We start from the raw sequence: 24168 nt of genomic DNA on the forward strand, positions 1-24168 counted from the left end.
TTTATCCGGCTGTATCAGAGTGAAAAAATTTTGTTCATGATTATCCATTTTTCGTCTTCGCGTGCCCATGGGAGTGCCTGCTGATAATTCCACATCAGTTGCTCCCATTCCTGTACTTTGGGGTTGGCAGCATCCTGCAGGGATTTTTTCTCAAAAGAAAATTCATCTGTTGTTTCCATGAGCATGACAAGGCGGTTACCCGTGCGGTATATTTCCATATTTAATATACCTGCATTTTTGATACTGTCGGTAATCTCCGGCCACCGACTTTCCTCCTTGTGCCAGGTTTCGTATGCAGCTATGAGTTCCGGATCATCAACCAGGTCCAGTGCAAGCGTAAATTTTTTCATGGTTTAATTTAGTGGAATGATTTAATGAGTGACATAACGTGGCTTTCAAACAAATGTAATATGGGTGATAAGCAATCAGGAATAGTGAATAAGACTTTGTTTTATATAATTCCGACCCTGCTTTTGCTGATGATGTGTCAGGCCCATTAAAAAAAATCGCTATATTTACTACTGAAAAGCCGGTTCACGGCGCCCCAAAATCGCGTATTTATAATAACTCCAAACATGACAGCCACCACATTAGAAGAGGTCATTGCTAAGCTGGAAGACATCATCAGCCAAACCCACAAAAGCGGGGATCGTAGCGGATATTTTGCCGCCCTGTATTACAAGGTAACCGTAAAAGTAAAAGAAGGTATAGCAGCCGGCCAGTTTGGGGACGGTGTAAATATTGCGCGGCTGGATGTACAGTTTGCCAATCGATATTTTCAGGCCTACGACAGCTGGCAACAGGGAAAGCCTGTCACCAAATCCTGGGAGATTGCCTTTACGGCGGCTAACAGGCGCTCCTGTATCATTTTGCAGCATTTGCTGGTAGGTATGAATGCGCATATTAACCTGGATCTCGGCATTGCTGCCTGCGAGGTATCGGATGGCGACCTGGATAAGCTGCGTGTGGATTACAACAATATTAATCTGATTCTTTCGTCCCTTACCTATGGGGTGATCAGTCAGTTGAACCTATTATCTCCCTTTATGTCCATCCTTGGTTTCAGGGGAACTAAGTCCAACTCGATGCTGGTGCAGTTTAGTTTAGGTAATGCCCGGGATGGTTCCTGGTGCTTTGCAGAAGAGCTGGCGTTACTGCAGGGTGAAAAGTATGAGGAGTTTATTGTAAGGAGAGATGAGGAGATCGCTGAGCTGGGCGGCAGCCTGGTGAAGAATAGTGGATTTCTGAAGATTGGCGTATGGCTGATACATCTTTTTGAGAATAAGAATGTGCGGTATGTGATTGAAGTGCTCAATGACGGGAAGAAGCCGTATAAGAAGGAATTGAAGGGATTTAGGTTGTGACTACGATATAAAAAAACGGCCGTATTTATCATACAGCCGTTTTTAAAGTCCCCGAAAGGGCTAATTCTTTTTAATATGCGGAGAGTTCTCTTTAATAATGTTCGGTGATGACCTGATGACTTGTGTATTATCAACTCCCGGTAATTTATCCTTCTTAAACGCTTATTTCTTCAGCGCAGTAATCAACGTACCACCCATATTTTTTCCATCTTTCATCGAAGCAGTTTTCACTGCACCAAAATCCGGCGCAAACCATTCCGTAGCGTTTATTTTCATGGGAATTCCTTTTCCCATCATTTTCATTTGAAAATTGAGGTCATAGGTGATTTTAAAGCAGTTCCAGGTACCGGCAGTTGTGGTAATACTCTCCTGCCCTACTACCTTCCGGTTACTGATCGTATAGCTAATGCCTACCTCCATGCCGCTCATATTTCCCTGGAGTTCAAAGGTACCTCCCTGTAGCTCCTGGCCTACGTGCATGCCTGCCGGATAGTCCAACAATGCTGCGTTGGAAGTGCCTTCCATCTTCATGTCTTTCATTTGTGGCATAACCGGCACACTTACTTTCATATCAATGGCAACGCCGTTGCTGCTGCATTTGAAATGTCCGGTGCTGGCGCTCATGGCTTTATTGTTTTTGTCGTAAAAGGTGTTGGTAAAGTCTGACTCAGTGGTACCACCGGTATTACGGACGGCAGTAACATGATAAACCGTTTTGCCACCGGGCTTGCCATTGGCATCGAGAATGGTCATTTCCACTTCGGCATTTTCCAACAGGTAATAATATCCTTTACAGTTTTGAGCTACGGCTGATGTAGTGCTGCATAAAGCGATTAAAAAGATGAGTACATTTTTCATGTAAACAACATTTGGGGTGAATAATCGGATTCCTGATTTTGGGGTTTGTGACTGGTAGAGACCTGCCGAATCGTAGAGGATAAATTTACGTAGATACTATGTAAAATCCTGCAATTTCATCTCTATTATTTACTTATTGCTTTCTTCTTTCATTCCCTTTAAAAGACGTAAATAGCCATCACAGGCCCATGCCCAGGTTCAAACTCATCCTTCAGCCAGTTGGTCAACAGCCAGCGTACTGTGATATGTGAGACCAATTAAACATATAAATAATTAATTTTATTTTTAAATATTTATTATTCAAAGTATTACGTTATAAATAGTCAGTGAAAATGATTTTTCTTAACATTTTTGTCTAACAAAAAAGAATTTATAGCATCTTTGTCTTTTGGCAATTAAATCGGAAAGCTTGTGGGCCTAATAATTAGATCGTTGAGTTACGTTCATCCGGATAATGAAGCGCTGTTTCAGGACCTGAATTTTATCTTAAATGAGGGTGAAAAGGCAGCCCTGGTTGGCATCAACGGGGCTGGCAAGTCCACATTACTCCGGTTACTCTCCGGGCAGCTGCAATTATCAGCCGGAGAAATCATTCATTCAGCGCAACCCTGGTATGTACCGCAGCACCTGGGCGAGTACGATACCTGGTCGGTGGCACGGGTGTTAGGTGTAGATAAAAAATTAGCGGCATTGCAGGCAATTTTAGGAGGAGATACTGACGTGCAACATTTTACGCAGCTGGACGATGATTGGGATATTGAACATAAAGTAATAATCTTGCTGGAGAAATGGGGATTGGGAGATATTCATCAAACCCGGTTGATGGGGAGCCTTAGTGGCGGACAGAAAACCAAAGCATTTCTTGCTGCCATGGACCTGAACAGTCCCAAACTCATTCTATTAGACGAACCCTCTAACCACCTGGACCTTAACACCAGAATGAAGCTTTATAGGATGATTCAGGAGAGCAAATCGACCATGCTCATCGTGAGTCACGACAGGGCATTACTCAACCTCATGAACAAAACGCTGGAGCTTAGTGAAAAAGGAATAGCAACATTTGGCGGTAATTTCGATTTCTATCAGCAGAAAAAACAGGAAAAAGTAGCAGCGCTACGGTCCCGCCTAAACGAGCAAATGAGGGCATTGAAAGAATCCGAGAAAAAAGCCGGGGATATGGCTGGTCTCCGGGCACACCAGCAAGCGAGATCGGCGGGTATGAGCGGGTCTATTCCCCGAATCATCGCAGGCGGATTAAAAAACAAAGCGGAGCGCAGTACCGCCAGAATGCTCAGTGCCCATGATGAGAAGATAGCCCTGCTGCTGCATAATATTGAAGAAACCAAAGCACAGATACAGGAGTACGAAACGCTTAAAATCGATATCAGATCTCCTGAAATACACCCTGGCGCCTTGCTGATAGACATGAAAGGTATAAACTTTAAGTACGCGGATAAATTGCTGTGGAATAAGCTTGATTTGCAAGTAAGGTCCGGTGACAGAGTGCAAATCCAGGGCGAGAATGGCAGCGGGAAAACTACCTTGCTTAAAATCATCACGGGAGCGCTGCAACCTTTTGAAGGCACCTATAATAATTCCGGTTTTTCCTACTTTCACCTGGATCAAAACTATTCCATGCTTGATCCCAGGCTGACTGTATTCGAACAAATACAAGCATTTAATAAACGCCGGCTCGACGAGGATGAATTGCATCAGGTATTAGCATATGCACAGTTCAAGCCAGCTGCCTTTGATAAAAAATGCGACAAACTCAGTGGCGGCGAGCGGATGAAACTAGCACTCAGCTGCTTGCTGGTAAGTAACCAGGTTCCCGAGGTAATGATCCTGGACGAGCCTACCAACAACCTTGATGTTCTGAGTCTGGAAGTGCTAACTTTGGCAGTAAAAAGTTACAGCGGCACCTTATTGGTCATTTCTCATGATGATTATTTCATCGACGAAATAGGAATCGATTATAAAATACAATTATGCCACTAAAAAATACAGGCACGGAGCAACATATAAAAGAAACCGCGAAACGGATGTTTTTTACGGAAGGTAAACTGCATGCCACTACTCAGGAAATAGCTGATGCGGCTGGTGTCAACCGAACGGCCTTGCATTACTACTTCCGTTCCCGGGACCTGCTGATTGCGGCCATATTCCAGGAGGCGATGCAGGACTTAAGTCAACGCCTCAACGAATGCATGACGGCGGATCAACCTTTCAGAGATAAAACTGAAAACATAATAGATGTTTTTCTCCGGCACATGATCGCATTCCCTTACCAGGAAACCTTCCTGGTTACAGAGATCAACACACTGGGTAGCAGGTTGATTAACAATATCCAATCCGATCCGGTAAAATCCTACTTACTGGAAGCTGAGACGGAAATGGGTAAAGGCAGTATTCCCCCAATGAAGCCTGTTCATTTTTTAATGAATCTGTTTTCGTTGCTATCGTATCCCTTGATTATGGCGCCTATATACAAGAAGTTGTTTAAGGTGAATGGTAAGGAGTTTAAGGAACTAATGGAGGAAAGAAAAGGTGTGATTATGGGAATGATGTTTAAGGAATAACGCACCTTTCCCTCAGCTCCACGAATGCCAGTCAACATATATACTTCCCGGAGCAATTGATATTATCACTTAGCAGCAACTTACCATCACGCACTTTAGCTGCCAACCAAGCTTGTTCCCATATCCCAACCTGAATAGTTATATAACCTTATTATTAGTAATAAAGTCGCTGCAATCCGGCGCATAAAAAGTAGCAACAAAGCCACAAAGTACTTCACGTACTTCGTGGCTTTGTTGCTCTCTTTACAGGTAAAGAAAACAGACGTTTTAAAACATCCGGCTATTAATATCTGGGTCTAAATCCGGGTCTTGGACCGGATCTGGAAAAACGATTATTTTCCGGTCTTTCGGGTTTTGGACGAGCCTCGTATACTACGATTGCCTGGCCGGCAAATTCTGAATTATTCAATTCCTTAATTGCCTGTAATGCATTGGAATCGTCTGGCATTTCAACAAATGCAAAGCCTTTAGAACGGCCACTGTACTTATCGTAAGCCACATTAATACTATATACAACTCCAAATGGGTCAAATAAAGACCAGATTTCATCTTCAGTTGTTCTTTCACCTATATTACCTACAAAAATATTCACAAATAAAACTTTAATTAAAATTACATACTACTCAAATACAAAAATTCAGTAAGAAACAAGCAGCCTAAACTACATCAGAAGAAGCCCCCTGTAACCATCCTAAAGGTAGAGTAATAAATTGGGTATTGCAGGATTAATTTATGGCAATATAACAAACACGTAAACGGATATACTCCTTTAGCCGGTCCCGTATGTATCCAGGAGGTAAATTTGTTATAATATCTGAGTAAGTTACGCTCAAAAGTGAGGGTCTTTGTGGGGTCATAAATTATTGGAAGGAAGAATGATATAACGGGAATTTGGCACTCCCCTAAAATAAAATAGGTTGTAGTCAAAAGACTTACAACCTATTTTCGTGCCCAGAACTGGATTCGAACCAGCACACCCTTGCGAGCGCTGCGACCTGAACACAGTGCGTCTACCAATTTCGCCATCTGGGCAACTCTGATATTGTGTTTCAGGGTTGCAAAGATACACATTCATTTCAAATCTCCAAATCTTTCTAAAATAAAATATCAGCCACCATGTTCATAGTGGCTGATATTGAGCAGTTAGTGATTAATGTTCCCAGAAATGAGGCGGCTCAATTCCCAGTGCACGCAGGTATACATACCCCTGGCCGCGATGATGAATCTCATTGTCTATAAAGTAAAACAGAATAGAACGAACAGGACCTTCGTAGAAACCCCAGGAATTTTCCACTTCATTGAAACGTGCTTCCGTCAATGCCGGCCATTCCTTGTTGATCTTCTCTGTTACGGAATCCCAATATGCCAGCAGCTTTTCTTTGGTATTAACATCCTTTTGCGAAGCTTCCAACTCTTCCCAGGTAGACCACCTGCCATAAGCCAGGCCATCCACACCGGTAGCAATGCCCCCTACTTCCAATGCCAACGCACTGAACGGACGCATGCCGCCAATGGAAAACTCAAATAAGTCCTTCTCAGGGAACGCTTCTATCACACGACGGGTTAATCCACGATGACCTTGCCAGTACTTTAATAGCTCTTCAGGGGTAATAATAGGACGGGTTGCGTTCATAGTTGCTGTAGACATAATCTTAAGGTTTTAATCGGTTTGTAATGATAACAATACAAAATTGCCAGCGGGGTGTGACAACAGTATGTCAGCAGCAAAAAATAAATCTTAAAAAAATTTCCGGGAATCTAATAATTCCAGATAAAGGAGAAAGCAACAATACTGAAAGAAGAGGCCCCTTTGGCCACAATAAAGAGATCATGCACACCCTCAGCGTGCTTTAAATTACCTACCAGCTTCAATGCATAAGTGGTATCACCGGTATAGGGTACCTCCAGGGTCCCTATGATTTTACCTTTGGGCTTGTCGATCCGGAACTCCAGCTTGGAGCCCTTGTCCTTCGACGTTTTATTTACCTCCACTTTAAACCCTATCTCTCCCAAACTTAAATTTACCTGGCTAAACCCTAAATAACTACCGTTCTGCATCCTGAACTCTGTTTCAAACTTTTTTGCAGATGGCGCTGCCGGGACCGCCTGGCCACAAACAGTCAACGCCTTCAAAGCAAAAATCAAAAACAGGATCAATCTCATAAAGATATAGGATAATAACCGCACCGCTTCACACCAACAGCATCCGTTAAGAGTGAAACTAATGAATAAACGTCATAAAATTAACGAATTACGGGTAAATATATCAAAATAATAACATGCAATCAAGTAAAAGGAAAAATAGTACATTTGCCCTAATCAAAATTTAGCATGACCACAAAGGAGAAAATACTGGCCGCAGCACTGAAATTATATAACGAGCAAGGCACCGATGCCATCACTATCCGCCACATCGCCAAAGAAATAAATATCAGTCACGGCAACCTCCAATACCATTACAAAAACACGGAAGAAATTATCCTGGCCCTTTTTAACCAGCTCGCCGCCGCCATGGACGACGCAATGGCCAAAGCTGAGGCAGTAACCGTTCCCAGCTTTCGGCAATTCCTGCACGACACAGAAGCATTCTTCGATATCGCCTATCATTACCGCTTTATTTTCCTCCACTTCGTTGCTATCATCCAGAAAGTACCGGAAATCAAAACCCGGTACAACAACATGGATGCTCTAAGAGAGATCCAGTTCAACCGCATATTCAAAGCCTACCGCAACCTCGGTATTTTCCGGAATGATATCCCCGAGCAGGTCTGGAAAGACCTGATCCCGCAAATCTATATTTATGCGGACTTCTGGCTGGCACACAACGAGATCAAAACAGGCCTTAAAGGCAAAAAAGCAATCAAACATTACGTTAACATCAGTACCAGCTTATTCTACCCCTACCTTACCCCAAAAGGCATTGCCAGCATGGAGTCAGAATGACATGATAATTATCAGCGTGTGTCATGATGCTGCTCATTTTTGGTGAACTTTACAGCCACTAGCTTTGTTAAACCACCAAAAGCGAAATTCTATGCAAGAACAAGATGTATTACAATTAAGTCAACTTCGCGGAGAACCAGCAGTAACAGTCCTTGTTTCTACCCACCGTACCCATCCGGACAATAAGCGCGATAGTATCAATCTCAAAAACCTGGTCAGCACGGCTGAAAAACAGCTGCTTGACCTGTATGATAAACGCACCGTGTGGCCCATCCTGGAAAAAATCAAAGAACTGGAAACAGGCATCAACCATCAGTACAATCTGGATAGCCTCGTTATCTATGCTTCCGAAAATTTTGGAAGAATCTATAACCTCCCGGTTCCTACCACCGATAGGATCATTATTGGAAAACGATTTGAAATCAGGCCACTGCTCAAAGCATTGCAGCAGGCCACCCATTATTACGCCATTACCGTAAGTCGCCATAAAATCCGACTCCTGGAAGCTGACAACGATTCACTGATCCGTGAAGTACACAACGAAGATTTTCCGTTCGAAAATACCACCTACTTCACTACCGATCCGATGAAACTGCAGCAGGACTCCGTTACCGATGACCTGATCAAGGAATTCTTTAACGTGGCCGATAAACGCTTCAAAAAATATTACAACGAAAATCCATTACCGGTCATCCTGCTGGGAGATGTAAAAATGCTCTCCTACTACCAGGACCAAATGGATATCAAAGGCATCGTAACTGGCACCATCCACGGCGGCTATGATGATACAGTGGATCATGAAATCCCCCGAATCGTAAGCCCCGTGCTCAAGGAATTACAGGCTAAAAAACAGGAAGATGCCAGGGAAGCCATTAATGTGGCTCAGTCCCAGCAACGCCTGCTCACCGACCTGTCCGATATTTATCGTGCAGCCGTTGACGGTAGCGCGGATACCTTATACGTGGAAAGCAATTTCTTCCGCCCGGGTACCATCCATGATGGCAGTATTACCCTCCACCCGGATGAAAATGATAACAAGGACCTCTCCTACGACGTACTACTCCCTATCGTAGAGACTGTACTTCAGAAAAGCGGAAAGGTTATCTTTGTAGACGAAGGCCTGCTAAATGATTATCAGGGAATAGCCCTGGTTACCAGATATTAAAACTGCAAATCGTTTCATCTGTTGTGACCCCTCAGCGCCTGCAATTCACACTGCAGGCGCTGACTATTTCTGAAATCCATGCTTATTTTATGAAAATACTCGTCCCTACAGATTTTTCCGAAACGTCTATAAATGCCGTGAAATATGCCATCCAGCTTACTTCACAGCATACTAAGGCAGAAATAATTCTATATCATTCTTACAGCATCCTGCACCTGTCGGGAGTACCCATGCCCATTCTTCCGGAAGACAGACCCGCCTTCCGTAAACGTATTTTTGAAGAGCTCTCTAAAATCAGAGACCAGTTTGCCGCACTCACTCCGGCCACCACCACCGTTAGCTGCGAGGCAGATGAACTGCCCCTCACAGAAGGCATGCAGGAGATTATCGATGTAAGGAGTATTAACCTGGTGATCATGGGCATCACGGGTAAAAGCGGCATTCAAAAAGCATTCATCGGCAGCAATACGCTTGCCGCCACAGAAAAAATTAATGTCCCCATCATCATCGTTCCGGAAACAGCAAGTTATACGCCATTGAAAAATGTAGTGTTTGCCTATAACCGCCGTCAGCCGCTGCTGAGTCGCCAAAGCAACGCTATTGAGGACTTTACCGCCAAAGTAAACGCTCATCTTGACGTGCTGTACATCGGAGAAGAACAACATCTCAACGCGGCAAAACAAGACATCCAGAAGTTATTACACATCAACGATATCTCTTACCATACCGTAAAACACAACGATACCGCCAAAGATATTCTCGCATTTGCAGACGCTAACAACGCAGACCTGTTGCTGGCATTGCCTGGCAAATATGGCTTTCTGCAGGACCTCTTCCATAAAAGTATCACCAAACAGCTGGCTTACAAAACTAAGGTCCCGCTGATGGTTATCAGCTAAGGTCGCTGTAAAGGCGGCGTTGGTGGCGGCCCCTGCGGTTGTTGCTGCGGTGCCGGCTGCGTTCCTATTGGTACCGGTGCGATGTCAGGCGCTGGCAATGCCTCCTCCGGATCCCTGGCCACTTCTGCCCCTCCGGTGGTTGAATAGTTGCAACCCGGCGTAGGCGCTCCTCCCAGCGAAACCCTGTCACACTCCGCCATCACATCGGAAGAATTACGACGTACCCGTGTAGGCGGTCCAAACAGATTTCTGCGCTCGGCCAAAGCCTGCCTCCTGTCACATTCTGAACCGGTAATGGGTACTGTTACTGCATCATGTGGTGTAGCTGGTCCTCTCGCCGGCATTGGTGGCCGTAGCTTCACTGTTGCCATGCGAAACAGCTGGAAGATGCGATCCCAGGGTCTCGTTCCCCGGCCGTTGTTGGCCACATATTGATCTACGGCAGTAATTACGCGGTTCGCCAAAGGCGACTCCTCCATTAAACCAAATAACGCCAGTCGCTGCCCACGATCAGTTATTTCCCTGAAAAGCGCCAGAAACTCCCTTGTAAGATCCGTACTCGAATACTCTGCTCCTGTAAGCTGCCGCGTTACCTGTGCGGCGGATTCAAATCCATGTGACCGGATCAGGTCCACCAGGTGGCTCCCCACCTCCGGCGGTGGCGCTGAACCAAGTAGTTCCCCTCTTCCCACGTCAATCGGTAAGCCTGTACCTGCCGGCACCTGCGCACGGATCATATTCCGCCAGGCAACCCCACGGTCCAATGCAAGCGATTGGTTCACCGATCTTTCACCACCCTCCGGTGAGGCATAACCACGTATACTGATGATCGTTGATCCTGCCCCCACCTGTCGCACCACCTCCGCCAGGTTGTCCCGGTTAGCAGACACCAGTTCCGGTTCGGTAGTTGGTTCATTGGTAGAATTGTATTCGAAATAGTGTTGTATTTCCTGGTCAGGTAAAGCCACCGGATCAGGAGCAGGGGTATCATCTTCCTGTTCCAGGTTTTCGCAGGTATAGATTCTCCTGGGAGGCGGACATATACAGGCCCTCCTTTCGCAGCGGGGCCGCTCTGGCGGTGTTTCCCTGCGGTAGCCAAAGTTGAACATGTAGGTTTGATCCTGATCACCAATACGTGTAGTGCTAAACGATAACGACCATGGGCCAATTCCCAATCCACCCCTCAATCCCCATTCATGCGGATTTGCCAACCCTGGAATATTCGGCCAGTTCATGTAATTACCTCCCAGCAACAACCGCACGTCCTGCCCGCGAATAGCTCCCAGTCCCAGATTTAATCCCAGATCCACGCCTCCTCCTCCATGACCGGAAGGAATGGAACCAGGCCCCGTACCACTTCCATCATTACCTAATATACCTGATAAGGTAATCCTTGAAACGGTATTCCCAATTCCAAAAGTAAAGTCAGTTCCAACAGTAAGTCTTCCCTCCGGCTCACCCCGGCCATTGAGCCACTCATTCGCCTCGCTCTCCAGCTGCGCATACATATCTGCACGAAAATCATTGCGGCAGTAAGAAAAGGCAATGACAAAGTTATTCAGGTCCGGGTTCATAAACCAGCCGGTTCGCTGAGAGTCACTGGTTCTGCGACATTCACACTGCGCCAGCTGTCGTGTAACCCTTGGCGTTACACTCACATTCCCCCGCCGCTCTACGGGCAAATCCACCGTGCGGGAAGTGCCGATATCCTGTGGCGTATAATACTGCGGTACACGCCGAATAACGTTATCGGATATAGGTTTTCGCTCAATGCTCTTCCCTCCGCCGCCCTGCTGTAAGGTGTGGGTCAACTCATGCGCCAGCAGATGCTTTCCCGAAGAGGTTTCCGGGCTATACTTCCCCGCGTTAAAATAAATATCATTCCCAATGGTGAATGCCTGCGCATTCAACTCATTGGATAAGTTCGCAGCATAACCACCGTCATGAATACGTACTCCGGAAAAGTCACTACCAAAGCGACTTTCCATAAAATCTCTCGTATCTGCCGACATAGCACTGCCGCCCCCTCTTGTAGCCGCAATACTATCACTTACAGATGAACTTACCTGGCTACCTCTCACTCCATCATTACTCCTGCGGATGGTACCAGCCAACGATCTGGGTTGAATTTTTTCTTCTTTATCTGCAGCATCACACGCAGCACAGCGACGTATCACCGCGCTGTTATCTGCTTTCATTTGTACTTCCCCCTCTTCCTCCTCTGCCTTACGTTGTACTTCCCCCTCTTCCTCATCCGTCTTACGCTGCACCTTCTCTTCTTTATCAGCGGCATCACAAGCTGCACAACGACGAATGACCATACCGCTATCTGCCTTTCGCTGTACCTCCGCTTCTTCCTGCTCACAGGCAGCACATTTCCGTTGTACCGATACCGGACTTGCATGAATAGCCGCAGGTGAAGCAGGCATGCGCATCACCTTATCCGCCATTTCATCTGCTTCGACCTCCTGTGGATCATCTACGGCACCCAGACTAAGCTTGAACTGCACCGGTAACCACGAGGGTTTCGGCACGTCATGATTCATTTCAGCCGTGTTGCTGAAATCGGCTGCAACAGCCTGCGCTGCAGGCACCACCTCAGTATCGGCCACAGCTGTGGTATGTTCGGCCATAAAAAGAAAATTTATATGGTTTTACCTTCTTTTCGGAATTCCTTTCGAATGCCAGCCACCAGGTCTTCCGCCGTAATTTCATTCCCATTCCGGTTAAGCGCCATCAGCGACGCGTATTGCACTACGTTGATAATTGCACCTCCGGATAACTCATATTGCTGCGCGATCTTTTCCATAGCACTGGTGGTTGGTGGTAGCGACACCTTACTGAAAGCGCCGTTCCATAACCGCAGCCTCTCCTTCGGCTGAGGTTTCGGAAAATGAATAATTGACTGTAAACGCCTTACAAAAGCCTCGTCCACATTGTTCCGCATGTTGGAAGCGAGGATCACCAGCCCGGGATATTCTTCCAGGCGCTGTAACAGGTAAGATATTTCCTGGTTTGCGTAGCGGTCATGGGAATCTGAAACGTTTGTGCGCTTGCCAAACAGCGAATCCGCTTCATCAAAAAACAAAATCCAGTTTTTGTTTTCCGCCCGTGAAAACACCTTTTCCAGGTTCTTTTCTGTTTCGCCAATATATTTAGAAACCACCATGGACAGGTCCACGCGGTATACATCGAGATCATACATTTTACCCAGCAGCGCCGCTGTCAAAGTTTTGCCTGTACCCGGAGGGCCATGAAACAACGCCTTATACCCTGGTTTGATAGTTTTACTCATACCCCAATCGCGATACAGCGTTTGGCCATGCTGCAACCATATTCTGAGTTCATCCAGTTGCCGGGCAGTATATTCGTCTACCACGAGGTCTTCCCAGTTCATATTGGTGGTAATCCTTCTAGCCGGAAACTCTGTACTGAACTGCGGTTTACGCAGGTTGCCAACTGTAAAGAAGTCCACGTATTCATTGGACAAAGTCAGCGTACTACTGTTAAACGGTTCTCCACTGCTTCCTTCAATGCTGATAATGTTGTGTGCTGAAAAGATATGTTCTGTTTCAAAGAATCCGGATAACATAAAACGCATGGCAAGGTCAGTACCTGCGATCATAAACAGTGCGGTTTCTATTGTAGGGATGAAGCCACTGTGGCGGGTTCCCTTCACACCGCCAAATTCGGTAAATCCACGTCCGAGTGTTTTATTCACGGTAAAAAAAACATCCAGCAGTTGTGGTTCCACATGCGGAATGATGGTAAGGACCAGTAGCAATCGTTCTTCGCGGGTCAACTTATAATAATTGGCGAAGGTCGCATACACAGAATGATCGTTGCTCAGGTCCGGTGGAGGGATACTGGCGGCATCCGGCAGTGGTTGCCCGTTGCTGCCTGCTCCGTCCTGCTGCCCGAAATGTTCGTTCATACGGGCATTCACTACCTGCATGAACCAGTTAATTTCCCTGGTCAGGCATGCTGCATTTTCTGTAATGCGTACTATTTCGTTTTGTTCGTTCATGATCGTTGTAAACTTTTACCATTCCACCATTATCAGGTATTTATTCCAGGGGAATGTCAGGGTATTATACCCCCATGGCACTCCATCCAGCAATACATCCAGCGTTTTACGCTCTACCTGCAACTGCCAGCCTTCCTCTTTCCAGGCCAGCAATCCTTCACGAAGCAGGTAGCTGCCACGGAGTCCTGCGATGGTTGTATTTTTTAACATGGGCCAGTGGCCGATAACTGCCTTCAGCAGTTCGTCCGCCTCCTGTTTTTCAGAATCCTCTATGGTTACATCGGTTGGAACCGGCGCTGCCAGCGGGAGTCCGCATATCACTTTTTCCAGCGACAACGCATGCTCCGGCACTGTAACCTCTTCCGTTGCCAGGTAATGCAGGATATATAAAGCCTTAAAACGGGCAGCATTGCTCACCCATTCCTTTTTTTCTGTATCCCAATAATTGAGGATTTTAAAAAGTTGAGGAATAAAGGGAGATAGTAAAACCAGCCCCGCTTTAGTCACGAGTATTTTTTCCGCTTCCGCGTCGGCCGTATCACTGGTGGGCAACTGCTCCAACAGCTCTTCATAAGGCAGGTCCTTCGCCTCATTGCCGGCAGCTGCGGTTTCATCTCCCTGAAACTGACCAGTAGACACCACAGCTGCTGCAATTTGTAATTCAGCTACAACCTGCTGCTCAATTGTTGGGGACACCCCCTCTCCTGCAGTAGCTAATAGTTGCTGAAAGATTTTTTCAACCAGCGCACTTTGTGTTTGTTTCCCTGACAAAGGAATATTTATCAATACCAGTTTGTGCAGTTGTGAATTTTGTAATTCCACCCACTCGCTGGCTTTGGTTTTTATGTTTTCCGGGAGATGTAGTACTGCGCTTTGCAATATGGCCTTCGTGGCTGCCAGCAACTCACCAGGCAGCGGGAGCAAAGCAATCAGCTCCTCCTGTAATGCCGGGGGCATTTGCCATCCCAGGCGCCACCAGACCTGCACCGGCACTGTGCCATTCGTGAGCCATTGCCGAATATCCTGTGGATAATCCCGTAGCACCTGCTGCATCAACGCAGCTGTACTACTGATTTCCCCGGCAGCAAACCATGGCAATCTGCCGTGGATAAGAAAGTACTGCAATAAAGCCAAGGGAGAAGTATCATAATAAAATCCCTGCGTCTTTTTATCACCAAAGGCAATAACTGTTGCACGTTCCCGCAGGGCCTCTTCCAGCTTATATTCCAGTACCTTTTCAAAATCTTCCCGGAAGCCGTAAGGCGTCATGCTGCCCAAATCCAGCTCCAGCTTATCAATTCGGAGATATACGCCATCGCCCGCATATTTGGAGCATACCCTATCGATTACCTCCGTCACCTGTTCCTGCAGCGTTGCTGAGAAATTATGGCGCAGGTTCAGCGCCAGCATTTCATCGTTGCAGGCTAACTCAAATTCCAGTTTATTGATCAGGTGTCGGGGCATATAAAATTAATTAATCATTACTGCAATCCTCTTCACAGGAGCCACATGGAACAATATGATTCAGGGTATCCACCAGTGGATCCATCTTTTCATAACCAGGCATTTCTGTCTGTGCTATTTCCAGCAGCCATCCCTGGTAAACCTTTTCAAATTGTTGCATCTGGCTGATGCCCACCCACTCTATCCTTGGGACTATATGCGCCGGAAACTCCGTCTGTATAGTCTTTTCCACGAAGTTGCGATAGGTTTCGCTACGGAATCGTTTAGGCCAGCACGGTAGGATCACGGTTGCCCTGAATGAATAAGGATCTTCGTTATTATCACAAGGGTTCGCCTTACAGTACCAGTCCATCAGGTAAGCAAAATAAATAATCAGGCCTTTGATTTCCTCTTCAATATCATCATCGATCCGGGTTCCCTGCTGTTCCTGCAACTGCGTTTTCTTATTATAGAGGAACGCGCTGCGTGCAAGTACTTTTTTCTTGTTATTGTAAATGGTAAAGCGGTATTTGATACCAGTAGAAGCATCCTTCCCATTGTCCTCAATAACATAGTTTATCCGCTCTGACCCAAATTCCTGCAGGTCCTGAATACGCTGCGCCATCAATGGATATGAACGGAATTTCAGCATTTTTGGAAGCTTGCCATCAGGGTAGGTATCCTGGAACAACACGGAAAGTGGCTCCATCACATTGGTTGTTTTGTTGAGCCGGTTGCGGAAGTACTCAAGAATCCATGGCATCTTGTCATAGCATTTGTCCGCGGGTATCCTGGATACTTTTTTCCAGTAGTCAGGGTCTTCGGTATTTTCTCCCAAGCCTATACCGAGGTCACAAGGGTCGAGGCAGATATCCAGCAGACTGGCATCGTCCTGGCGTGGCGGGTCGCTTTCATCCATGAGGATGTCCAGTCGCGGCCGCAGCAGAATATGTTCCACCACGTGCATGCCTTCGTTATCATTTACCTGCGCGATGAGCGTAAGAATTCGCTGAAATGCTTTTTCACGTTCTTCCTTGGTATCGAAGCGCTCACTGGTGGCAAGCAGTACCGCATTATTAAAATCGGGGCCATCATATAACTCAAACCAGAATGACCCCAGCTGCCCCGCGATCTTACGGCTACGCTGTTTCAGCTCATCATGAAACTGGTAATGCAGTCGTATATCAGCATTGGCGATGATATCTCCCAGTAATAAATCTGTACAGCAACCATCCACTACTTTCACACTGGTTAGCAATACTTTATTGTTATTTTCCTTATCAATTAGTTTAATAATATTCAGGTGCTGATTGCGTTTGTTTACTTCCCAGGTCTGCAGTTTGGTTTTTTCATCCACAATCATGGAAGCCTCTACTACCAATGACTCCGGCGTAAGCGACCGGCGGGAAATCTTATTAAATCCCAGCAGGCGACCTACCCTTCTTTCTGCACCACTCACATTACGCGTATCCCAGATTTCCTGTTTCGTGTAGTTGTACCCTTTACCCCTATTGCTGCTGATTTTGATATATTCCTTGTTTTTCAGCACACGGCTTTTATCATGCATCATTCGTTCAGCCAGGTTTTCCGGGGCGATCCATCCATTGATGGTTTCATATTCACTCATATCTTCGGCAAACCTTGCCAGCAGGTGGTTCAGGAATATATTACGGCGTTCGAGGAAAGTTTCTTTTGACTCGGTTATTTCCTGCAATACATTGGCGAAATCCGCTACAATCGCATCCGGCTGGTCTGCGGGCAGATTTTTTGGATTCATCAGGAGTTCCGACAACTTTTCCAGCTCATTCACCACGCCGGTGAAATAAGTATGCGGAATCTCATCATCAAAGGAATAGAGGTCGCGCAGGTGATTGAGTTGCACCAGGTGTTCTTTCAGCAGCTGTTCAAAAAAGAGCAGGTATCCCCGGAGTTGCAATGCCTGTACCTGTCTTTGCTGATCTGCATCTGACGGCAGTCCTGCCCGGTCACTCACACCATAATACATCGGCAGCGAATAGGTAATTGGGTAATAGTCTTCCAGGTTCATATATTCCCCTACCGGCACTTTGAAATCGACTTGCTGGCCCTGCAGCTTATATGCCCGTTCGAGTTTTTTACGATCCTCAAACAGCTTGTTCATGCGGGCCGGGTTACGATCACTTTCTTTACCGAGGTTGTAGGTAAACATTTCCCTTTGTTTGCAGCAAACGACTACTGATAATGCCGTTTTTATCCGGGCGATTTTGCGTTCCGCCCCCAGGAGGGTGACCCACTCATTGAAGTATTGACGGGCATCTCCGTTGTTGGATTCATCCGCAGGGATATGCAGATAGTTGATGGCTTTGATTCCTTTGATGTCTGCTACTTCATTCACGATATCGGATAAACGGATATCACGGTAAAGTGATGTCTTTTCCAGGTCTTTATTGTCGATAAAGCCATGCTCTAATGCAGGTCCTTCAAAGATTTCATCGATCAGGTAGCCTTTGGCCTGCATCTGTTCAATGGTATAGAAGGGCACTGAAGGCGTGAAATATTTATAGATGGTAAAAAACAGGTCAGCTACCACCTGGTCAGGGTCTGCGGCTTCCTCGAGCTCAATCGCGGCATGCACCCCTACGTCTTCGTATTCTACAGCGTCCACTGAAAGGAAGTCCTCACACAGGTTCCTGTTTTTAAGCAGGCGGTCAATAACCTGCTGCCGCACTTCTTCCCGCTGATCTTCCGCCAGCACATCTTCTTCGTAGGCAATCATCACTTTATAAAGGCCTTCCAGCTCCACAATTTTTGGTGGCACCACGGGTTTATCGACATACAGGAACTCGAGCGCTGTTTTGATCAGGCCCATCACTCCCTTGTTCTTTTCGATTTTTGTTCGTGCCTTCTCAATTTCAGCTTCCAGCGTAGCCTTAGTATAAGGATCAATATCCGGATTTTGTAACAGTGCCGTATTTTTTGTGATCAGCTCCTCCTGTGCCTGGCTATCCTTCATGATAGCTGCATTGCGCTCATTCAATGCGGCAGCGGCTTTTTTACGGTTTTCCTTAATCTGATCATTACTCTGCTGAATGGTTCCCAGCTTACCGTAACAGAGTTTTGCACCCGAACCATCTTCGCTGCAGCCACAGTCGTGATCTTCCAGTGATACGGCATTGTAATCTACCCACACCGGCACTTCATATTCTTTTGCCGGCTCGATCCATGCATTCCGTACTCCTTTTACGTCGATGATAAATTTGCGGTAATCATCGATCGTAAGTGGTGCATTGTGGAGGATTTCTCTTGCCGTATAAAAAATATTTTTCCAGGTATCATCACTCAGTTGTTCCGGCGCAAGCAGATCGGCCATATCAAAGCCATTACGATAGGCCAGGTCGGTGATGGCATAGCATACCGCTTCCAGGATAGTGATGCCGGGATCAGAGAAATTGTAATCTGTCCAGATATCACTGGACAGCTCTTCAATATGTTTAATACCCTGCCGGCGAAGGTTTACATAATCTTCAGCGGGCTGGAGCGGGTTTGCTTTTATTAATGAAACTGGAGCATCCATGGGGTCCTGATTTAAGCTTTATCGATAGTTATTGCTTTGGTTTTTTCCGGGGAGATGTAGTAGCTTTTTTCGCCTTAACTTTCGCCGCCGGCCTGGCTGCTGCAGGATCATCGGTGGCTTTGGCCGTTGCATCAGCCTTTTCCGCCGGCGCTGTTCCGGTGCTCAACGCCGCTGACTTGTCTGTCAACGACTCCCTGGAAATATTTGCAGCCACATTTGCAGCAGGCGTAGTAACATTTTCTTTCGGGATCTCTTTTGTGAGATCATTGGCCGCTTTAGGTGCAACGGTAAACGTTGCTGCAGTTGCTTTTACCGGCTCCTTCGAAACATTCGCCGTAACAGTATTTGTATCCGGAGCAGTGGCTTTGTATCTGGAAACATCTTCAGCAGCAACTACATTCAATATGGCAGCAGGTGCCGGGCGATTCCTTTGCTCGCATGGAGACAGTACAGGCGCCGCTTTATATGGAATGATGATATGTTTAGGCACCGACACCAGTATAGACCTTGGTGTTGAAGGAATAGCGACTACCACACCTGTAAAATTTGTTTGCGCAAGCATGGCTGCTTCCACATCATCACAGTTTTCTGCTTTCATCAGCTTTTCTCCCAAATCGCTGTCTTTTTCTTCTCTTTCTCCGCGAATGCGGGTATCAGCTTCGCAACAATCCTTTTTGCATACAAACATCGCAAAGTCTGCAATGAAGTCAACATAGGGTCGTTCTTCGATAAAGTTGATGATGGCAGAAGCATATATTTTCTGTCCGAATACAGGCACCGCATCTTCATCAAATGCCCATGGGGTGAGGAAGCGCACAATTTCATCGTTGAGCTTCTTCAGGAAGTACCCCTTATCGGTGCCGTCTGTAAACTGCACCCTGAAGGCCACCATTACCTGTTCATACAGTGGATTACGCGCACGCACCTTCACAAATGGAGAGGTACGCTGCTGCAGGTATTGTTCGATTTCCAGCAAAGTACGCCTGCTGGTCTTAGGTTGCAACGGATTAATCGCAGTCCGGTTTTTAAGGTTAGCCAGTGGCACCAATAACACATGGCCCGGCGCCTTCTGGGGTGGGCAGCAGAGTGGTTCCCCGTTAGGATTTGTAGCCACGGGCGAATGCCAGCAGATACAATCCGGATCTGTATGCGGAATAGTTTTCACTTTGTAAATGGAAGGATAGCGATTCAGTACGAGATGCTCATAATCCCAGCTGGTGATGGCCCTTCCTTTATGGCGCAGGCGTTCGCTGACACGGGTATAAAACTCCTTACCCACTTCCTTATGTTTACCATCGTAGGAAGCAAATGGTTGTTCCACCTTGCTTATTTCCGCCACCTTCACCGCCAGTTTGGAAATGCTGCCGGCAGGCAAAGCCGCATCAAAGTGACGCTGGTCATTATCCTGATCTTTAAACGTCACTTCTGTCGCCTGTGCTACCACATTGATCAAATGCGGGAAGCAGTTGGCATTGGAAGTTACGCTGGCGCAAAACCAGCTTAAGCCGGATGTGATTATCGTACTCGCATGGGTGATATCTTCCGGAACATCTATTTTGATAATACCGGTTGTTTGAAAACCATAAGTACCATCGCTTACGAGGCATTCGCCTGGTAACGGACGCCATTCGTTGTTGATGAGATACGACCAGTTTATCTGTGGCGGGTCTGTTTCATCATCTTCCGCGGTGCCGTCTGCAAATTCAAAGAGCAGCGACAGCGTTTGCAGCGGAGTAACGTTCTCGAGGCCGATAAAAAGCATTCCTTCCTCCTGCCAAAGTCCGGAATATTGATTCAGACGGTTGCTATTGCTCAGCCCTGTGGCATGAAGCATCAGCTCGGCCATTATCAGGTCGTTGCGTTTTGGGTTTACTGACAGGTTGCCACCTGCCAGGTATTTTGCGTTGTTTACCTTTCCCCCTTCTTCATCCAATGCCATACTGAATGGATCGGTGTAGGTAAACTGCGGCAGCAGCGTTTCATCTGCGTCAATGGGATCTTCCAGTGATTTACCACGCCGTAGTATTGCTTTGGCCAGGTAATTTCCTGAGTCGTTATAGTTGGTGGAAACACCGTTAGTATTAAACTGCTTATCCAGCAGCTCAATTTCCGCCACACCAAATGGGTAAACGTGGAAGAACTGATCAATGCCACGTTCCAGGCTCAGCTGCCGGCTGACATATGACACGGAGACCTGGTTAATTTCCAGCAGGGCTGCAATTTCCTGCGGCGGCGGTGGCGGTGGTGGAAACTCTCCTCCACCGGTAGAAGGATCATAGATATTAGTGATTTTCAGGAAGCCTTTGATGGTATTGGTATCCCAGGTAGTCACCGGTAGAATCGGGTCCCTGTAGAAGCTCAGTTGCTCCGGTGTTCCATTGTCATATTCTGTAGTATAAACCTGCAGGATATCATGACTCAGTTCTTGCTGATTAAAGCTGCCATCTGTTCTGTCTTCCTGCGTGGACAACCGCCTCCATTGCCTGTCCTGCAATATATTAACTGCCACATCTGCGTTGGTGCTCAGGCCTGCCTGGTCACCCGTGCGCTCCACATTTACACCCAGTGCATCCAGTTCCTTATTAAATACTTCTTCGCTACCGAGGTAGAATGATTTACCACGAACAGGGTAAAGTGTAAAAGGATCAAAAGGTTTGTTGCTGGCCTGAATACCGTAGTCATTCTGGATGATCAGTTTTTTCAGCCCATCGAAATAGGGGCCGCTAAACTCCTTGGGATCGTAATTTACCTGGTTTCGCAATGACCCTACCCGCACTTCTATGGAAAAGCTGTCGGCTACCATTTCACGGTAGTCAGATGCGCTGAGGTTCAGCTCCGGGTCGAGCATGATGCGCATTACAGGGAAGGTGGTGTTAAATGCGTAGTCCTTATAGACTTCTTTCTTAAACCCAACCACTCCGGGTGCCTGCAAAGGAATATTTACCAGCAGACAGTAATCTCCTGTTGCGGTTTTATAGGGACAATAAGCCGGATATTCCGGTGTAGAATCCGGAAACACACCCGTATTGATTAAGGCTTCATATACGGCCGGCAGGCCATAAGTGTCTTTGATAGCTACTTCCAGCCATTCTTTTTCCCCGCTGAAATAGAGCTTGAATGGCTGCATGGACGGCACCCTGTTTTCGGGTTCTATGAGTTTGCTGAGGCCATTAAACCGAAGTATCAGGAAACGGCGGCCACCTTCCAGCAGCAGTTGCGGTGAGGCCACGGCAAACCCGATACTGGTTTTATCATTTCTGTATTCCTCCGGAACGGGCTGGTCCAAAAGGCGACAGATGCGCTCACTGTATCGCTGCACTACGGTAGGGCCTTGACCGAAAGTAGGCCAGTGGGGATACTTATCCAGGAACTTGGCGCCTTGCCCGTCGAGCGAGTTGGCTATTGGCCGGGAATAGATGGTACGTATCGTTTTATTTCCCTCCTCTCCCTCGTCCGGATCTTTATCGATATAAATAGTTTTAAGTTCTTTTACTTTTGCCTGGTTTACGACCAACCCATCAGTGGTAAAATAGGTCTGTTCCTTACCCCCTGCATCCTTACCTGCACTGAGCGGCGTACCAGGTTCCACGGCATAGGAAACCACATCTCTGGCCAGTTCAAAAATAACGTGGGCGCGGTCTGGAACGGAAGGCTTTTCTTCCAGGTGCAGCACATCGCGATAATAGAAGTCCAGCATCCGGCCGGTGATACCATTGGCCTGCTGTTGAGCCAGGCGGAACAACTGCAGAAAAGCGATGAATAGTCCCATGTGCGGCTGATGGGAAGGAAACTCCTTCAATGCAAACTGCATATAGGCTTCACCGTTATTCACCAGTTGCAGGAGTCCACCATAAAAACTCAGGAAAATTTCATCTATATAAAGTGATGCATTCCTGATCATGTCCTCAGGGGTATCCCCGTCGTAGATAGAGTTATCCGCATCTATCGGGTCATTTACTTTCCAGAGGTCATCATTTTCGATATCAGTGAAATCGATCGTAATATTTTTCTTTACATCCACTGTGCGGTAGCCTTCCGCATAGGCAATCAGTTTTTTCACCTGTTCACTTAAGGTGGATTGGATAAGCAGGTGCAAGTCTGTCTGCAGCGGATTTCCCGGAATGGCAAGCGTATACCATTCATCCAACAGTACCATGATACTGACGATTGGTTTAAACAACGCTTCATAGTTGTTGAGGTCCGGGATTTTATCCACCGAGGCACGCAACTGATCATAGGTAGCTTTCACCGATTCCGGTTTGGAAGTGCTGACAGCGGCTGCCAGTACGGCCATATCCCGGCGGAAAAATTCCACCCAGCTGGGTTTCGCACCTGGCGAATCAATCGTATTTTCTGCTGCGGGCACATCATAGAATCGCAGCTGTTCGGCCAGTTTTTGGGCGAATAGCAGGAGGTCTTCTATGCTGCGTCCGTCGACCGCTGCGTAAGAAGGATCCAGGGCTGCCAGGAAGCGGTTCAGCTGTCCTGAGCCATCACGGGTAACTTCTGTATGACAATGACAATTACTCATCTGAAAATATTTTACTGCTGCAGTGTAATGCAGTGCGGTAAGTCATGTAAGTATGCTCAGGGTACAATATTGGTCCCTTCTTTCATATAGAATGGGAATACATAGTTGTACCTGGTGTTGGTAGTGATAATGGTATATTCCACGTTGACCATCAGGCGTCCGTCAGCCTGGAAAGGCGTGGCCACTACACTTTCCACAATGATCCGGGGCTCATGGTATACCAGCGCATCTTTCACAATTTTTTCAATCATTGCCACCGTAGGAACATTCATCTGATCAAACACATGGGCCTGGAGGTTGCAGCCATAGTTAGGCAGCATCACTCTTTCTCCCGTGATGGTGTTCAGGATGATCTGGATGCTATTAAGGACAGCATCTTCACCGGAGGCCATTTCCTCTCCGTACCACTCCCGCCGGAATGTTGGCGGGAAGTTCCAGCCGGTACCGAGGAAAGATTTATCTGTTGTTTCCATTTGAATGATTTTCTGGGTGTTAACGTTTACGGCTATCCGCCGATTATTACGGTGTTACAGCCTGCTGTGATACTACCACCATGCGCAGTAGAATCGCCCATCCTGGCAGCGGGCTTGCCTCCGATCATGACGGTGGCCGAGCCTTTAACGATACTGTCGGGCGGTCCTGCGCAAGTACACATACTCCCCACCGTTGCTGCAGGCATGCCGCCAATCAGTACGTTAGGCGTACCCGGAGGCATGATAGGTCCGCCGGTGTGCGGGGTACTTGCTGGTGGCGGATTGGTCATGGGGCAGGTATGATTATCGCCTGCTCTTGCTGCTGCGGGCATA

At 46.9% G+C, this 24168-nt stretch carries 18 protein-coding genes and 1 tRNA gene; 6 read left to right on the plus strand and 13 right to left on the minus strand.

Features of this window, described 5'->3' with window-relative positions; all coding sequences use genetic code 11:
- Positions 1-14: 14 nt before the first annotated feature.
- Positions 15-350: an L-rhamnose mutarotase gene (locus BUB18_RS22450; protein ID WP_073085379.1), complete on the minus strand. Its 336-nt coding sequence runs from the start codon at positions 348-350 to the stop codon at positions 15-17.
- Between the two features lie 225 nt (positions 351-575).
- Between BUB18_RS22450 and BUB18_RS22455 the strand changes: the two genes are divergently transcribed.
- Complete coding sequence (locus BUB18_RS22455) at positions 576-1364, plus strand: DUF5995 family protein (protein WP_073085381.1); 789 nt, start codon at positions 576-578, stop codon at positions 1362-1364.
- A 162-nt stretch (positions 1365-1526) separates the two neighbouring features.
- On the opposite strand, the gene BUB18_RS22460 is transcribed toward BUB18_RS22455, so the two are convergent.
- The gene (locus tag BUB18_RS22460; RefSeq protein ID WP_073085383.1) at positions 1527-2222 is read right to left on the minus strand and encodes a TapB family protein; all 696 of its coding nucleotides are present in this window, start codon (positions 2220-2222) and stop codon (positions 1527-1529) included.
- 432 nt (positions 2223-2654) lie between these two features.
- Here BUB18_RS22460 and BUB18_RS22465 point away from each other — a divergent pair, with 432 nt between their 5' ends.
- Together BUB18_RS22465 and BUB18_RS22470 are read left to right on the plus strand one after the other, a co-directional pair.
- A complete protein-coding gene (locus BUB18_RS22465; protein WP_245805723.1) occupies positions 2655-4220 on the plus strand; it encodes an ABC-F family ATP-binding cassette domain-containing protein in 1566 nt (521 codons plus the stop codon).
- Positions 4211-4801, plus strand: a complete 591-nt coding sequence (locus BUB18_RS22470; RefSeq protein WP_073085387.1) for a TetR/AcrR family transcriptional regulator — start codon at positions 4211-4213, stop codon at positions 4799-4801. The genes BUB18_RS22465 and BUB18_RS22470 overlap by 10 nt, the downstream gene beginning before the upstream one ends.
- A gap of 283 nt (positions 4802-5084) precedes the next feature.
- On the opposite strand, the gene BUB18_RS22475 is transcribed toward BUB18_RS22470, so the two are convergent.
- The 4 genes from BUB18_RS22475 to BUB18_RS22490 form a co-directional block, all read right to left on the minus strand.
- Positions 5085-5393 carry an RNA recognition motif domain-containing protein gene (locus BUB18_RS22475; protein ID WP_073085389.1) on the minus strand — a complete coding sequence of 103 codons (309 nt, stop codon included), beginning with the start codon at positions 5391-5393 and terminating at the stop codon, positions 5085-5087.
- Positions 5394-5749: 356 nt separating this feature from the next.
- Positions 5750-5833, minus strand: a tRNA-Leu gene (locus BUB18_RS22480).
- Positions 5834-5951: 118 nt separating this feature from the next.
- Positions 5952-6449 (minus strand): DinB family protein, encoded by a 498-nt coding sequence (locus tag BUB18_RS22485; RefSeq protein WP_178372182.1) that lies wholly within the window; start codon positions 6447-6449, stop codon positions 5952-5954.
- A 110-nt stretch (positions 6450-6559) separates the two neighbouring features.
- On the minus strand, positions 6560-6964 hold the full coding sequence (locus BUB18_RS22490) for a carbohydrate-binding protein (protein ID WP_083550606.1): 405 nt from the start codon (positions 6962-6964) through the stop codon (positions 6560-6562).
- Between the two features lie 168 nt (positions 6965-7132).
- On the opposite strand from BUB18_RS22490, the gene BUB18_RS22495 reads away from it, so the two are divergent.
- From BUB18_RS22495 to BUB18_RS22505, 3 genes are all read left to right on the plus strand, one after another.
- On the plus strand, positions 7133-7744 hold the full coding sequence (locus tag BUB18_RS22495; RefSeq protein WP_073085395.1) for a TetR/AcrR family transcriptional regulator: 612 nt from the start codon (positions 7133-7135) through the stop codon (positions 7742-7744).
- A 91-nt stretch (positions 7745-7835) separates the two neighbouring features.
- The gene (locus BUB18_RS22500) at positions 7836-8909 is read left to right on the plus strand and encodes an AOC03_06830 family ribosome hibernation factor (RefSeq protein WP_073085397.1); all 1074 of its coding nucleotides are present in this window, start codon (positions 7836-7838) and stop codon (positions 8907-8909) included.
- 89 nt (positions 8910-8998) lie between these two features.
- Complete coding sequence (locus tag BUB18_RS22505; RefSeq protein ID WP_143160060.1) at positions 8999-9808, plus strand: universal stress protein; 810 nt, start codon at positions 8999-9001, stop codon at positions 9806-9808.
- Here the strand turns inward: BUB18_RS22505 and BUB18_RS22510 are convergent.
- From BUB18_RS22510 to BUB18_RS22540, 7 genes are read right to left on the minus strand one after another with little or no spacing between them, the layout of a single operon-like run.
- The gene (locus tag BUB18_RS22510; RefSeq protein ID WP_073085402.1) at positions 9805-12441 is read right to left on the minus strand and encodes an eCIS core domain-containing protein; all 2637 of its coding nucleotides are present in this window, start codon (positions 12439-12441) and stop codon (positions 9805-9807) included. The genes BUB18_RS22505 and BUB18_RS22510 overlap by 4 nt on opposite strands.
- Positions 12442-12452: 11 nt before the next feature.
- A complete protein-coding gene (locus tag BUB18_RS22515; protein ID WP_073085404.1) occupies positions 12453-13835 on the minus strand; it encodes an ATP-binding protein in 1383 nt (460 codons plus the stop codon).
- Positions 13836-13850: 15 nt separating this feature from the next.
- Positions 13851-15299 (minus strand): contractile injection system tape measure protein, encoded by a 1449-nt coding sequence (locus tag BUB18_RS22520; protein WP_073085406.1) that lies wholly within the window; start codon positions 15297-15299, stop codon positions 13851-13853.
- A gap of 10 nt (positions 15300-15309) precedes the next feature.
- On the minus strand, positions 15310-18831 hold the full coding sequence (locus BUB18_RS22525) for a hypothetical protein (protein WP_073085408.1): 3522 nt from the start codon (positions 18829-18831) through the stop codon (positions 15310-15312).
- 28 nt (positions 18832-18859) lie between these two features.
- Entirely contained in the window at positions 18860-23362 is a 4503-nt protein-coding gene (locus tag BUB18_RS22530) for a hypothetical protein (RefSeq protein WP_073085411.1), read from the minus strand.
- Between the two features lie 56 nt (positions 23363-23418).
- Positions 23419-23835 (minus strand): GPW/gp25 family protein, encoded by a 417-nt coding sequence (locus BUB18_RS22535; protein ID WP_073085413.1) that lies wholly within the window; start codon positions 23833-23835, stop codon positions 23419-23421.
- Positions 23836-23867: 32 nt separating this feature from the next.
- Positions 23868-24167: a PAAR domain-containing protein gene (locus BUB18_RS22540; RefSeq protein ID WP_073085415.1), complete on the minus strand. Its 300-nt coding sequence runs from the start codon at positions 24165-24167 to the stop codon at positions 23868-23870.
- Between the last annotated feature and the right edge of the window lies 1 nt (position 24168).

Source organism: Chitinophaga jiangningensis (assembly GCF_900142605.1).
GTDB classification, from domain to species: Bacteria; Bacteroidota; Bacteroidia; order Chitinophagales; family Chitinophagaceae; genus Chitinophaga; species Chitinophaga jiangningensis.

Bases quoted from the DNA above. Each gene is read 5' to 3' on its own strand.
- BUB18_RS22510 (WP_073085402.1), bottom strand. From the start codon at position 12,441: ATGGCCGAACATACCACAGCTGTGGCCGATACTGAGGTGGTGCCTGCA.
- BUB18_RS22495 (WP_073085395.1), top strand. From the start codon at position 7,133: ATGACCACAAAGGAGAAAATACTGGCCGCAGCACTGAAATTATATAAC.
- BUB18_RS22490 (WP_083550606.1), bottom strand. From the start codon at position 6,964: ATGAGATTGATCCTGTTTTTGATTTTTGCTTTGAAGGCGTTGACTGTT.
- BUB18_RS22530 (WP_073085411.1), bottom strand. From the start codon at position 23,362: ATGAGTAATTGTCATTGTCATACAGAAGTTACCCGTGATGGCTCAGGA.
- BUB18_RS22460 (WP_073085383.1), bottom strand. From the start codon at position 2,222: ATGAAAAATGTACTCATCTTTTTAATCGCTTTATGCAGCACTACATCA.
- BUB18_RS22500 (WP_073085397.1), top strand. From the start codon at position 7,836: ATGCAAGAACAAGATGTATTACAATTAAGTCAACTTCGCGGAGAACCA.
- BUB18_RS22470 (WP_073085387.1), top strand. From the start codon at position 4,211: ATGCCACTAAAAAATACAGGCACGGAGCAACATATAAAAGAAACCGCG.
- BUB18_RS22515 (WP_073085404.1), bottom strand. From the start codon at position 13,835: ATGAACGAACAAAACGAAATAGTACGCATTACAGAAAATGCAGCATGC.
- BUB18_RS22485 (WP_178372182.1), bottom strand. From the start codon at position 6,449: ATGTCTACAGCAACTATGAACGCAACCCGTCCTATTATTACCCCTGAA.
- BUB18_RS22540 (WP_073085415.1), bottom strand. From the start codon at position 24,167: ATGCCCGCAGCAGCAAGAGCAGGCGATAATCATACCTGCCCCATGACC.
- BUB18_RS22450 (WP_073085379.1), bottom strand. From the start codon at position 350: ATGAAAAAATTTACGCTTGCACTGGACCTGGTTGATGATCCGGAACTC.
- BUB18_RS22455 (WP_073085381.1), top strand. From the start codon at position 576: ATGACAGCCACCACATTAGAAGAGGTCATTGCTAAGCTGGAAGACATC.
- BUB18_RS22520 (WP_073085406.1), bottom strand. From the start codon at position 15,299: ATGCCCCGACACCTGATCAATAAACTGGAATTTGAGTTAGCCTGCAAC.
- BUB18_RS22535 (WP_073085413.1), bottom strand. From the start codon at position 23,835: ATGGAAACAACAGATAAATCTTTCCTCGGTACCGGCTGGAACTTCCCG.
- BUB18_RS22525 (WP_073085408.1), bottom strand. From the start codon at position 18,831: ATGGATGCTCCAGTTTCATTAATAAAAGCAAACCCGCTCCAGCCCGCT.
- BUB18_RS22505 (WP_143160060.1), top strand. From the start codon at position 8,999: ATGAAAATACTCGTCCCTACAGATTTTTCCGAAACGTCTATAAATGCC.